Origin of the sequence: Neobacillus muris (assembly GCF_943193175.1) — a bacterium.
In the GTDB taxonomy this organism is placed as follows: domain Bacteria; phylum Bacillota; class Bacilli; order Bacillales; family Cytobacillaceae; genus Neobacillus; species Neobacillus muris.
Map to the genome: position 1 here is coordinate 38,726 of NZ_CALPDF010000008.1, position 13,848 is coordinate 52,573.

At 39.5% G+C, this 13,848-nt stretch carries 12 protein-coding genes; 1 reads left to right on the plus strand and 11 read right to left on the minus strand.

The annotated features are described in order from the left end of the window. Positions 1-15: 15 nt before the first annotated feature. The 11 genes from NFS43_RS08135 to NFS43_RS08185 form a co-directional block, all read right to left on the minus strand. Positions 16-1,080: a C45 family autoproteolytic acyltransferase/hydrolase gene (locus NFS43_RS08135; RefSeq protein WP_251551150.1), complete on the minus strand. Its 1,065-nt coding sequence runs from the start codon at positions 1,078-1,080 to the stop codon at positions 16-18. Positions 1,081-1,258: 178 nt separating this feature from the next. After that, entirely contained in the window at positions 1,259-2,440 is a 1,182-nt protein-coding gene (locus NFS43_RS08140; RefSeq protein WP_251551152.1) for a class I SAM-dependent methyltransferase, read from the minus strand. Between the two features lie 377 nt (positions 2,441-2,817). Continuing rightward, positions 2,818-3,477 (minus strand): vWA domain-containing protein, encoded by a 660-nt coding sequence (locus NFS43_RS08145; RefSeq protein WP_251551154.1) that lies wholly within the window; start codon positions 3,475-3,477, stop codon positions 2,818-2,820. A gap of 77 nt (positions 3,478-3,554) precedes the next feature. After that, the gene (locus tag NFS43_RS08150; RefSeq protein WP_251551156.1) at positions 3,555-4,559 is read right to left on the minus strand and encodes a macro domain-containing protein; all 1,005 of its coding nucleotides are present in this window, start codon (positions 4,557-4,559) and stop codon (positions 3,555-3,557) included. Between the two features lie 180 nt (positions 4,560-4,739). Beyond that, on the minus strand, positions 4,740-4,988 hold the full coding sequence (locus NFS43_RS08155) for a hypothetical protein (protein WP_251551158.1): 249 nt from the start codon (positions 4,986-4,988) through the stop codon (positions 4,740-4,742). Positions 4,989-4,994: 6 nt separating this feature from the next. Continuing rightward, complete coding sequence (locus NFS43_RS08160) at positions 4,995-8,192, minus strand: tetratricopeptide repeat protein (RefSeq protein WP_251551160.1); 3,198 nt, start codon at positions 8,190-8,192, stop codon at positions 4,995-4,997. Between the two features lie 17 nt (positions 8,193-8,209). Continuing rightward, entirely contained in the window at positions 8,210-8,683 is a 474-nt protein-coding gene (locus tag NFS43_RS08165) for a GNAT family N-acetyltransferase (protein ID WP_251551162.1), read from the minus strand. A gap of 1 nt (position 8,684) precedes the next feature. Further along, positions 8,685-9,482 carry a nucleotidyltransferase domain-containing protein gene (locus NFS43_RS08170; RefSeq protein WP_251551164.1) on the minus strand — a complete coding sequence of 266 codons (798 nt, stop codon included), beginning with the start codon at positions 9,480-9,482 and terminating at the stop codon, positions 8,685-8,687. A gap of 82 nt (positions 9,483-9,564) precedes the next feature. Next, positions 9,565-11,085: a hypothetical protein gene (locus NFS43_RS08175; RefSeq protein WP_251551166.1), complete on the minus strand. Its 1,521-nt coding sequence runs from the start codon at positions 11,083-11,085 to the stop codon at positions 9,565-9,567. A gap of 242 nt (positions 11,086-11,327) precedes the next feature. Further along, positions 11,328-12,290, minus strand: a complete 963-nt coding sequence (locus tag NFS43_RS08180; RefSeq protein ID WP_251551167.1) for a S8 family peptidase — start codon at positions 12,288-12,290, stop codon at positions 11,328-11,330. A 308-nt stretch (positions 12,291-12,598) separates the two neighbouring features. Then, positions 12,599-12,970 carry a hypothetical protein gene (locus NFS43_RS08185; protein ID WP_251551168.1) on the minus strand — a complete coding sequence of 124 codons (372 nt, stop codon included), beginning with the start codon at positions 12,968-12,970 and terminating at the stop codon, positions 12,599-12,601. 185 nt (positions 12,971-13,155) lie between these two features. Between NFS43_RS08185 and NFS43_RS08190 the strand changes: the two genes are divergently transcribed. Then, positions 13,156-13,701, plus strand: a complete 546-nt coding sequence (locus NFS43_RS08190) for a PadR family transcriptional regulator (RefSeq protein WP_251551169.1) — start codon at positions 13,156-13,158, stop codon at positions 13,699-13,701. The last annotated feature ends 147 nt before the right edge of the window (positions 13,702-13,848 follow it).

Sequence of the window (13,848 nt, forward strand, 5' to 3'; positions counted from 1 at the left end):
TATCGATTAAATTGGTCATGATCGATACCAGTCCGCTTTTTCCATATTGACAAAAGGAATATCTGTATCCACTTCCCCTTCAATCCGATCGATCACTAGGTCTTTCCCCTTCAACCACTCAGAAAAATGAAATTCAATCGGTTCCTGATCCCCGCCTAAAACAAACCAAACCTTCATGCCTTTTGGAAAGTAAGCGGAAGTATGAATGGTTCCCGCCCAGCTGCCGTATAGTTTGGAGAAAACCCCCTGGCCGGTGTTATTTAAGAGCCGAAATGCCTCAGAAGCCTTCAAATCATGGATTCGATTCTTTTCCATCATTTCCTGCCGCTGCAGCGAATCATCTAAATTATGGCGATTCTCTTCTGTCATGATATGAAAATGATTGGTACAGGAATATCCTTGCCGGACTTCTACCCTTCTCGGAGAAGTTTCCACAATGTACGGTGCTTGACACTTCTTATCGAAAAAAATATAGCTGAAGGAATGGCGGTGAGGAATCTCCTTCAGCAAATCGACTGCTTCCTCAGCTGTGGCGCATAGCTCCAGTGCCAGTCTGCCGATCATATTACAGACAAATCCGTCACCTGGGCGTTTTCGGTTCATAAAGGTATATCCCATTGTTAAACCTTTTTCATTTAGCCCATCCATTCTTCCGGTCACCTTCTGGCAGGGTCCCATGATGGCATATCCACCGTCTGCTGGTTGGAAAACGGTGAATCGGCCATCATATGTTTTCGGATGGTAATCGTAATTTCGGATCAGATAATCTTCTCCCACGTAAATGGAACAACCAGAAGGATGGATGTTGGTTCGGTACCCGCCGAATTCCAGTAATACCCGTTCCATCGGCCACTTCATGGCATCCTGCAAACCCAAGAATTCTTCCCAAATAAATGGAGCCAATTTCTTGAAAACATGTTTCGTTTCCTCTATGTCAATCCGAAAAAGAGGTTTCCGGACTTTCCATTGCTGTTCCCGGTTTTTTACCAAGATCGAATCCTTAAGGAGTTCCCCTTGCATAAAACCAAAGTCATAATGGGTGCCGCGAAATTGAATGATATCGGCAAATATTTTCTTCATGCTGTTAACCTCCATACCTGCAATGCTTTAAGGATACATGAATGAAGGGAAAAAATAAAAGGAGATGTTTTAATTGGTAAGGGCCATTTACTTTCTTCTATTTATTTAAGGTGCTATTTTTTTATTTTCCAGAAGTTTCTATATGGAGATTTTTAAATCCTCCCCATTTAAATCACAATTATTCCTGACATTCTTCCATGCTTTTGTAATGTACAATCGATCCTAGATGATGAAATAGCTTCATCGATTCCTGTAACAGCAGCCGCGCTTCACTAAAGGCACCACCCGGAAGGATCTCCAGCTGGCGATGTCCCATATTCCCGTAACAATAAACTAGCAAAAAGTTCATAGTCTCCCATATTTCAAATCGATACTCATGCCAGTGATTGGTTACATCAAGATACTGTCCTGTGTGGAACTTCTTCTTCCCTAATCGATGGAAAGCAAACTCTGCTGCAACACCGCTATATGAATTCCCAGCCTCTAAAACCACATCCTGATGTTTCATACATAGGTGTTCGATTCCATCCAAGGTGGCCCTGCCAGCCTTGCTTTTCGTTGCTAGAATAATCGGAGATCGTTTATGAATTCCTAATTCCTGATATTCGATGATTTCACTTTCATCCCATCCGACATTTAGATTTGCTTCATGGAGCGCATTTGCCCATTTCCCTAAATCAGCAGGATTCTCCAACCGTTCACATGATAGATAGGTTCCATCTTCGGATAACAAATGGTCCACAATCTGCAAATATTTACGGTCACCATACGTCGGGTTTCCCTTCAAATATTCTGTCAGAGACCAGTACCTGGAAATAAGAATCGGTCCCATAATTTCATGAAATGTTCGGACAGAAATAATCAGATCAAAGGAATTACTCGAAAAGCCTTGCTTTAATTCCGAGAAATCCATTTGCAAAAATCTTACGTTATCCACCTCTAGCTGCATTGCCAATTGCTTGGCACAGTGAATGCTGTTCGCTTCCCTGTCTATTCCGACAATTTCTGCGTCCGGAAAATGTGTGGCGTACCAGCATGCCAACAAGCCGTTATCACATCCTATTTCCAAGATTCTCTTGGGCTTAAGCTTCTCTTGACCATTTACCCAGTTGAGGAAGGCTAAATGAAAAGACATTGTCCATGATTCAACCGCCAAACTGAAGGGCAATGACTGATTCTTCAGCTCATAGATATTCCCTTTCATTTTACGGGTGAATAGCGGCTCTAGTTTCTCAGCCAAGCTGGAGTCTACATTGGCAGCATGCTTCCAAAATCCATTCCTGCTATGACACGCCTTTATTCCCATTGACTCAAAATATTCATCAATGCTCAGTTTCTTTTGAATCATTTCTATTTTCATGGAATGATCTCCAGTAATCATTAATTAGTACCAAAGATTAGGACTTGGTCACAAATATTGGTTATATTCATCATAATAGATTCATTCATTTTTATCAAAAATAAATCCATTATTTTTTTGTCAATATGTGGCTAGAACACGCAAATTCCAAGTTCGACTAGCTTAAGCCCAAATATCCCAATAAAAAAAACGCCACTGAATATGGTGACGTTTGGACAATTCTATACGCCCCTTCTCTCACAAATTTTCTTAGCTGAATTTTACCATCCTTTTTAGTCAAAGTGGATACCAACAATTGATTTAGGTTTAAACGAAAAAATAAAGAGGCTCCAGAAAGCCAGTTATCGGACTTTTTGGTCACCCCCTTTGCATGAATATTATTTTACCTCATTCCTTGACCTGCGATTATTATCCCTTTCAATACTTTTTTTCCAGCTACGATCAATCTTTTTTCCGCCTCGAAGGTTCATAACGGCTTCATTTACCGCCTCATAATTTAACTGGGTCCCACGTGAATCCGCATGGAAGTCTACGGCAAAATCTTCTGCAATTCCGAAACGGGCTGCCGTCGAAATCGCATCAATATTGGCGCCAAGGAACATGAATTCCCAGCCAAACTTTAGCTTTTGATGCTGCACCATTTTTTTGATTTTGTCCGCTGTGTATTCCCGGCTCGCGTTTTCCATTCCATCCGTTGTTATCACAAAAAGGACCTTTTCAGCACGTTCTTCTTCACTGGTTCGCTTTTGTACATTCACGATTTTTTGAATGGTAAAACCAATGGCATCTAATAGCGCCGTGCTGCCCCCGACCTCATAGTCCTTTTCGGAAATGGGCGATATTCCGCTGACAGAAATTCGGTCATGTAATAATTCGTATTGATGATTGAACAATACAGTAGTAACGTTTGCCTCTCCTTCGGCTTTTTGCTGTTTCTTCAGCATAGCATTGAAGCCGCCAATCGTGTCAGTTTCTAATCCTGCCATGGAGCCGCTTTTGTCCAAAATAAACACTAATTCGGTTAGATAATTTTTCATCCTTCTCATCCTTTGTTAGTTGATAAACTTAGGATAGCAAGGATTCTTTAAACAAAGGTCGCTTGGAAAGCGACATTTTATGCACCCAGCAAGGGCTGATCAAAAGCAAATAAGGCTTCATTAATTTCATGGATATTGTAATTGGCTTGTTGGATAAAATACTCAATAATCACATCAAATTTGCTGCTATGTGATAACGTATAACCGGCAGTCTTCAATAAATCAACCGTTTCCTTCCTATTCAATTCCAAAGCAATCGCAAAGGCAACTGCCGTTTTCTTCGTCGGCGTGTAACCAACACCATTGCGGATTTTTGAGAATAACCTGCGGTCAATATTAGCCCGTTTATACGTCTCGACATCGGACATTCCTTTTTCATCAATGAAGCGGAGCAGCCGTTCGGAGAACGATTCATCAAGTTGGTTTAACAATGCTGCTAAAGACTCGCTTGCTTTTACCTCAAGGTCCTCTTGAAGATTTCGCGCCTCCTGAATATGCCTGTTTAAAAACCGTTCATCACGGCCCACTCGAAGAAAAGTAACTTCTGCTTCCTCCACATAATGTTCATCAATATATTGATGGATGGAAGTAAATAACTTCTTGCTTAATCCAAATGCCTTTTTGTCAAACACCACGAGATAAACAAGCATGTCGTGGTTCATTAAGAAGGTACCGATCGCAGAAACTGCGATTTGTAAAGCTTCCTCTTTGGGATATCCATAGATTCCTGTTGAAATCAAAGGAAACGCGATGGACTCACATTGATAATGTTGGGCTAACTCCAAAGAATTTCGATAAGAAGCTTTTAACAAGTCTGCCTCTTGGTTTTCCCCGCCTTTCCAAATCGGGCCTGGTGTGTGGATGATATATTTCGCTTCAAGCTGGAAACCATTTGTGATAACAGCCTCACCTACCTGGCATCCGCCAATTTTGTCGCAGGCTTCTTGCAACTCACTGGCACCCGCTGCATGAAAGATGGCTCCGCAAACACCGCCCCCCATTTTCAATGCTGTGTTGGCAGCATTGACGATCACATCTACCTTCATCTTGGTAATATCATGGCGAACAATTTCTAACGGCATAACATTTCCTCATCCCCGCATTATATTTACTTCTATCATAGCAAAAATGAATTGATTAAAAAAAGAGAAAGTAAAAGGGACATTGGTTTGCAACAAAAACTCTATTTTATTGATCAGTTGTTCTTTAACTAATAAATACTCTTTGGCGATTTTCAGTCCAAACGTATTACGAAGGCACAGTTAATAATTAGCTACTTCTCCCTCGCTTCTTACATTGATAATATACGCACCCGTATCGATCCGTTTCATTAAGGTCTCTATGACACTTTTGGGCACTGATACACAGCCAGCTGTCGGGCGGCCGCTGCCTACATGCAAGAAAAAGGCTGAACCGGCACCTCTTATTGCACTACTATTATAATTGATGACAATCGCGTAATAATATTGCAATTTCTCATCAGCCATTTTTTCTATTTGATCATCTGCCAACCTAAATCATGAACTGATTCCTAATAACTTGGATACCCGTTCATTAAACTTTTCCTCTGTCATTCGTCCTTTATCTACTCTTTGTTTCCATGATAATATATCTTCTTTATCCAATTCATCCGTTATGAGTTCAATCCAATTTTCAAGCTCGCCAAACTCAAAACTAGGATCTTCCTTTGGTTGAATGATTCCAACATAATTTGCCGCACCATTAAATAATGCGGAATAAGACTCAACTAATCGATTCGTCAAATGTCCACAAACTTCATTTTCCTCTTCGCCACCAAATACACGAATAACAGCCGTACACTTTGAAGCATAAAATCCGGCACCAATCATCTTAGCAAGATTCTTTGCCCGCCTTGCCAGATGGATGGCCTGATTTTTATCGATTAATCCAGCCGCTAATGCTTTCTTTTGATAAACATAGGCTCGTAGATTCGCAATATAGACCCCTTTTAACTCTGTGTCCACGTCTCCCCAGCTAATTGGCTCATGAGGGTTTAGAAACGCTTTTACTGTCTGGAGACCCGCCTTTCCAGCAATGAGCCTCCATTTGTTTCCTGTGATAGTTGCATATTTTATGCATTGCTCGAAATTAAACTGCGCTTTTTTAAACTTACCCATCGTAAAATAGATATCACCGAGCAGCTGGGACGATGCTGTTAGTCCATTCATTTCCTCTGATAATAAACTTCGATAACGATTTTCTTCCAGGTAATCAATCCCTTTTTGCCAATCCCCTAAACCAAAATAAGTGTAGCCTATATCCCCAAAACTTTTGGACATTCCATTATAATTACGGATTTCACGAAATAACCTCATTCCCATTTGCAAATCAGAGAGCGCATCTGCGAGTTTTCCTTCCTCTGCCTTTATAATCCCTAAAAAATTATAAATGAGTGGAAGACTTTGTTTATCAACCGTTTCCTCTAATAAATCAGTCAACAGACTTTCAGCTTGCTTTAGCCCGCCGCGATCTGCCAGCAATTCCGCATATTGCAGCTTGGCTGAAACCATTTGAGGATGCCCCTCAGGGAGCAGGGAAATCGCAGTTTCAAACGATTGCTGTGCTGACCGGTAAAGATCTCGCACATAGTCAATATAGCCTTTATAAATAAAATACTCGGGGCACTTTTCTTTGTCCTTAATCCGCACCTTCAGGACAGTACCATCCAATTGATATTTTGTTATCATAATTTCGGCGTTCAATTGATCAGTTAAAGATGCCGGCAATTTAGGTATTTGCTGGATAATCGATAAACACCGGACTGCCGGTGACAAAAGGCCCTGTTCCCGCAATGACTTTCCAAACTGAATCGCCGCCTGGATAAATTTTGGATCAAGCATTAACAGTGCCCTAAAGGTTTCCGTATAGGGAAGCAATGTATCCAACACTTTAATAAAAAGTTCTTTCTTTAATTGACGGAGCAACATGGCCATCACAGATAAATCTACTCTTTCAGACATGATGGCAATATAATGGGCGATGGATGATTCTTTATTTTCAAAAATACTCCAGTCCTTAATTAATCCCCGTTCCGAATAAATAATCGAGGCAATCTTATAATTCAAATAATCCTCTGAAGCAAATCGATAGCCCTCATTATTTTCCTCTAAAATGCCGATATTTAATAAGTAAGCAAGATCATTTCCACATTGTTTCGCTTCCTCAAAAGAAATTTGGTTTATTTGTTTATTCCAGCTTTTTTTACAAAGGTAATGAACACTCTCAAGCAAAGAATGGCTGACAAAATACTTCTTTTCAAACATCTTGTATAATTGGTTGGTATTGATCCAATTCATTTCAATTTTGGAAAATGTTATCGTTTCGCAAAAGATCCCTAAAAAAATCGGTGTCCTCATGGAAACATTGGCAAATTGCAAGAATATATAGAGCATTTTTAGTGGGGCGGTATGATGGTTCACTTCTTGATACTTTTGAAAGAACATTTTTACTTCATCATCATCAAATGCCGATATTTCCACTTGATCAAAAGGGGTATCCCAAATAAGCTGTTGTTTTTCAAGGTAGCCCCGAATATGTTTACGCCCACCAATGATATACTGGCAAGTCGGTTTCCCAGTTGCTTCCAAAAATCGAAACAAAGAGATAAGATCTGATTCCCTTTCCACCTTATCAATAATCACAAGTGTATTTTCAAGCGCCTTATTACCATTCTTGCGGATATTTAACTCATCCAATGCCAGGCTTAACATCCCAACAGATGAAACAAAAAGAATTTGAAAAGAATCTTTATATTGATGGGCAAGATTATTTAGGAAGTGAGACACGCCTGATCCTGATTCTCCTAATACAAAACACAGTGGAGCATCATTCCTTATAAATTCTTCGATTTGTAAACTAGGTTCTCTTCTTTCGATAAAAAAAGGCTGGAAGGAAAACGGAGCCATGGCCTCCTTTGTATATCGTGTGATGATCTTTGACCATACTTCTGTTTCCAGCTGTTCCACATTTGTGGCTACCAAATCAGAATAGACGGAGTCAAAGGGCAATTTCTTCACATGTTCACCGTTTAAAGGAAGATAGCTAAATTCATTTTTTTGAATAGAATCCAAAATATAATATTCTTCCTTTGTTTCTTCGTTTATCCCTATCATAAAAGGTGCTAACGGCATGGCATCCCCATCCGAAAACAACCAATAAATTCCATTTGAATCAAACTTTTGATTCAGCAGGGCAATTCGGTGAAAAGAGGATAAGTCTGGACCCGTTAAACCAATTTTTTCTTGATTGATATATGTAAGTTCTCCTTCATTCAAAACCTCCATAACATGGGAAAGAAACTCGTAAAACACTTCAAGCGCAATATTGACCTTCGTTTCAGGTATATCAAGCGGATCAATCTCTGTATGAGCTTCATAATTCCTAAGGTTAACCAATTTATAGGCTAATGTAACAATTTTGTTGGTCGCAAACTGGTTTTTGCTATTTTCTAATAGTCGTACCCAATCACTATTAAGATGTTTTGGCTTATTCATGATTGTTATGGCATTTCTATTAATATATTCTTTCCGATGCAGGGATAAAGCAAGAGACAACCAACCAAGGAAACGGACCGTCTTATTAGCAGCATGCCCAATCCGTTTCAGTTGAATGACCGGCAAATCATTTGCTAATGCCAGTTGAATAGCTGACGCTATGGGATAAGGAAGTAAGTTTATATCAACATGATTATTCACGATTCACCATCCTGCTTTCACTGAAATGGCATAACCATTTTTTCGTGTGTAGAAGATGTACTAAATGGCTGGAACCCTAGTTTTTTATAGAGTCTTTTCGCATAATCGTTGCCATGCTTTACTTCCAAAAAAAGTTGATGAAGTTTTAACATGTCTTTTGCATACTGAATGAGCCATTGGCAGACCAATGTTCCAATCCCCTTGCCCCAAAAGGCTTCATCAATCATAATACCAAACTCTGAACTATTTTCCGGCAAATAGTCAGCCTTAAAGATACGGCAGTTTCCTACAACTATTCCACGATATTCGATGGTCCAAACATGCTGTTGGCTGTCTTTAAGGGAATGGTACCATTGTATTTCATCTTCGATAGATGGCGGGTGGACAAGATCAATTTTTGAATAGACATTGGGATTTTGAAGAATTTGATAAAACCGTGTTAAATCAGTGTACTCTACGGCTCGCAAAAGAACTGAATTTTGAGTTTCCATCTTAATACGCTCCTAGTTCCACCACAAGATAATCATACATGTCTGTAGGCAGATCATCCATCACCATTTCATAGCACGCATCAATGAGCGTTTGAAATAGGGCTGCTTTCTGATTAAATTCCTCTTCTGTGATGGAAGCAACCAATAAAAGCGATGCCATCGTTTCAGCGTACTTCTCAGGCAGCCATGGCAATTGGAGGGATTTGAAATACTTCCATTTAAAATCCGGAGTCCATCTCCGATTAATCGCATAAAGCAGATCCATCAGCAAATCACGGCAATGATGAAGGATATAGAAGGCATTTTCTATGGAACCCCTTTGAATCCATAAATCATGAGGAAGTGACCAGTTGTAACCTCTCCATTCCTTCCCTTTGGCTTCTGTATAGGACCATCCATGCCACCCTAAATCAAACAATAACTCGACTATTTCCTTCATTCGATCTTCATCGGAGTATGCCAGTGCCGCTTCTAAAAATGGCTTCACTTCCCCGCTTGGGTCATAAACAAGTATTCCTTCTTGATAGGCTTCCTTTTGAGCGGAGTCCCAGTCTTCATTTCCTTCCGTCATATCCACTTGAAATATTTCAATATCCCATCCTTCGATCCACTTCTCACCACGGTGAAGCATATCAATTTTTTCATTCGTAAACACAGCAATGTCAATGTCCGAATGCTTATCTCCAAAATTACGCCCAATACTGCCAAGAAAGGCAATGCCTTTGATTCGTTTATCGTCCTTTAGAGGTTCAATAAATCTTTCTGCAATTTCTCTATGTTTTGCTGCTAAATTTTCCATGTTCGCCTTACACCTCAATAATTGATATCTGTCATTTGACTACTATTTTTGTACTGTAAGCAGGTATCCTATTCCCTAGGTTTTAATTACGAGAATCTCTAGATGGTTTCCACTTCCTTTTAACACTTACAAACGCACCGATCCCTCCAAGAATTAACACGATGGAAACGATCAACATCGCTTTAGCGGCAGAATAATGAAACAAGGGTTCCGTTGATTTCCTAAACAAATCAGCAATAACAGACCAGGTGCCCGTAATGGCTGAAAAAACAACAAATACAGTAGACCAAATTAAAAAGGTATCTGCATGCTTTTCTTTTTGCTGATCTTCCTGCTCCCTTAATTTTCTCATCTCGTTTTCTTGTTCTTTTAAACGATAGTACTGCTGCAGCTCAGCAACGGAAGACAGAGCCTCCAGCTCTAAATGCAGGTCTCCCTTCAACTCCTCAATCTGCAAGCATTTTTCTATTCTTTCATAAAGTGCTTGCTGATGGGTGATACTTGATACATGCTTAAAAAAGCTCCTCAAAATAAAAAAATTGATTTCTTTGCGGAGCTTTTGAATTTCCTCAAAATCCCCTGCACTCAGCTGTTCATTCTTCGGGATGTCTTGTGCCCGTGAATTCAGCGCCAGAAGGGCAAATCGTTGATGCAATGCGATCATATAGATGTAAAAATAGGACTGTGATAGATTGGACTGGTAATTCCCATTGAAAAACTCATTTGTCACCTGGTCATTGGTCAAATGGACCACATTCGTCAAACCCTCCAAAGAAACGCCCCAGAAACTATTTTCAAACAGCTGGATGATTTGCGGGTTATCTTTAAGCATTAGTTCACTCGGAGCAGGCTTGTACGATTCCTTAAAAGACCTTCTCAGCTTAAATAAGTATTCACCCAGCAGTTTTTCCTTATTTTCTGTGACTTCAAACGTATCTAGAAGCATGAGTGAATTGTATACAAGAGCACTCTCAGGCTGATTGTTTTCAGAAGAAAAATAGCGTTCTACGCCGATTGGCTCCAATATCTTCATCGTAATACTTGACATAGTCCTTCGAGATTCTTCCGATTCAACAGATTCGTCTACTAACCCCTGACTAGATAAGTAATATTCCTTTTGATTCAATAATTGGGACTGATAAAGATGATGTAAGTGTTTAATATAGTAGTTGGCACCAACAATTTGATCCAAATTTTTATTTGTATGTATGACTTCAAATGTTAAAAAGCCCGTTCTCGTTTCAAACAGAAATAAAGAAACTTTGTTAACTTTAAAAATGTATTCCCCTTTTTTGGTGATAAGATATAGCTTGTGAGATGCATTTACAGGAAGATTATATTTTTCTCTAGCATGTTCCTTTAATATGTACTCTCTTCCAATGGTTCCGTTTCCCAAACTTTGATCATCAAATTGAATAAGATGCTTAACATGATCTAAGATATATTTCCTGGAAGCCTTTCCAGGAAAATCCCAGTCACTATTTATGAGCCTGTCATGAAGATGTTTATAATCTTCTCTTAGGGTAAATGGGATAATAAACACGGTTTTACTTTTTTTAAGATTTACATGTAAAGCTTCTTGATTCTGTACTTCGTATGACAATAACAATGAAAAAGCCACCCCCAAAAATCAGCCATATAATGTAATAGACTAACTATCGTTTATCTGTGACTATTTCATTATAGCTAAGAATTCGATTCCTTAAATGCAATATGAATAAAAATATGAAAATTTGAAGCAGAAAATGCCAAAAGGCTGTCGAGAGACTCTCGACAGCCTGAATGCCAAAGAAAATCTTCAGCATTGTTCTTATATTCGTCATTATCCAATAATCTAGTTCTTTATCAAACCTTTAATTCCTCTGTTTTTTCATCTGTTTTAAATACATCAGCTAAGTAATTAACTGCGGTCAGATACACCAATCCATTCCCCTCCAGCTTTGGTGAAAATCCAAGGGGGACCGTCCGCTTGATTAATTGTGCGTAGATTTCTGGCTCTGTGAGCTCTCTTTCAAAACCTTGGTTTGCTAGGGCTTTGATTAGGGCTAATGCACCGGATACATGCGGAGTGGCCATGGAAGTTCCGCTAAGTCTAGCATATTTACCGTTCAGATAGGTTGATAGAATATTTTCACCAGGAGCGACAAGATCCACTTCATTGTTGGAATTGCTAAATTCAGCTATTCCCCGGTTTAAGCTGATAGCTCCGACGCTAATGACTTCATTATAACTTCCAGGGTAGCTGAATTCATTGGTTGTATCTCGCCCATCCCCTTCGTTGCCGGCAGCACAGACAACCAGGATATTATTTTCAACTGCCTTTTGAATCGCTTCGTGTAATTCTGAAACATCCTCGGGACCGCCGAGGCTCATCGAAATAATGTCAACCTTTTGTTCAATAGCATAATAGATGCCATTAATGATCCATTCATATTGGCCGGAACCATTTCTATCAAGGACTTTCACAATTAATAGATTGGCTTCAGGCGCAACACCTACTACTCCTGTTTGATTGGATGTTGCTGCGATAGTACCAGCAACATGTGTGCCGTGTCCATTGTAATCGCGGTAAATTTCTCGGTTGCCTTTATCATCATTGGTGAAGTTTCTTCCGCCAATAATCCTTTCCTTCAGGTCGGGATGAGCGAGAGCGCAGCCAGTGTCTAAGATCGCGATGGTCATTCCTTTCCCTTTCGATTGTTCCCAGACTTTTGGGGCTTGTATCATTTCCACCCCTGCTGGCACTTCGGATACTTCTTCAACCTCTGCATTCAATTGGTACGGAATCAAGCGCATTTTTCGCTCCATTATTTTCCCTCCTACACAGATTTTTTTTGAAGTTACCCTGATGTTATTAATAGTTTAACAATTCTGAATCTATTTAAATAGATTCCATTGTCGCATTTTTTTTTGATCTCTCTCATTATTTTGTGAAAAAAGTCATCTCTCATTTTCATTAATTAAAATTCAGTTAATAGAAAGGTTTAACTTACTCATTATTGGCTGAATACCTTGTATACTTTCCAGTGCATGTTGTTTGGCTTTACAGATGATGAGGAATCCATCTGCATATCTTTACTAGTTCACCGAGATGAGAAACATTCTTCTGGCATAGCCTATCTATTGCATAATCCAAGCAATTGTTCTTCTTGTTCGTCCCACCTCGCAAACAATGATTGCATCTCGGACCCTGTGTAGGCACCAACCACTCTGACATTCCGATGTACCAGCTGCACCCCAACCATTACCGAAACAAACTCATCTTCTGCCCGAAGCTGGGCCACAGTTTCTTTGTCCCCTGTTATAAGAACAAACCCGTTGAGATCACTGCCATGAGGCTCCAGTGCAACTACCTCAAAACGGTCAATTTTTCCTTCCTGCTCCAATCGAATACAGTATTGCATGGCCTTGATGAGTGTAGCCTGTGCTGCCTTCTCACGCCCCGGAATGATTTCTCCCCAACCAACCATTAATGAACCCTTTGTCATATTATTCTCTCCTCATGCATTTTATAGGTTAATTTTAATCTATGTTAAAATTAACACAACAATTTTTAGAAATCAACAAAAATATAGGTTAAAATTAACATATTATTTTTTGCTTGATAAAAATAAGGTACCAATATATATTAAAATGAACCTATAAAATTCAACTAAGGATAAGGAGTGGTCTAATGAGTTCCATTCGTTTTGCCATGCTTACTTTATTGGCACGAGAGCCGCTAAGCGGATACGATATAAAACAGCAGATGAATAGCCGAATGGGTCCATTCTGGAAAGCGGGAAGCAATCAAGTATATCCCGAATTGGCAAAGATGGATGAGGAAGGACTTGTGGTACTGCATGGAGTCGAGCAAAATGATTATCGGCCTGCTCGAAAAGTATATAAAATGACAGAAAGCGGGCTTCAAGAACTAATTCGTTGGACACTGGGGCCTACTGAACCAGAAATAATACGAGATGAATTCCTTTTGAAGGCATACAATTCTTGGCTTGTTGAATTCGAAGAAATGATTCCACGGTTAGAAGAAAAAAAGAAGGAACATGAGGAAAAATTGACTATCTATTTAGACAAGGTAAACGAGCTGAACGATATTCTTGATCGATCCAATCCACGGGATCCCATTCTATCCAGCATAAACGTCGTGGAATTCGGAATTGAATATGAAAAGCTCTATATTAAGTGGTGTGATAATTTAATTGAAAAGCTAAAAAGTTAATTCTGAGGTGTAAATAAGAATCAAGACCAGCTTTATAAAATGGAATAAATAAACTAACACAGTCCGGTAATTTGGCCCATGAATTTTACTGTTATGTAATAATAAGAAATAGAAATACCCTTAAAAGAAAGGAAGTGAACGGCCCCC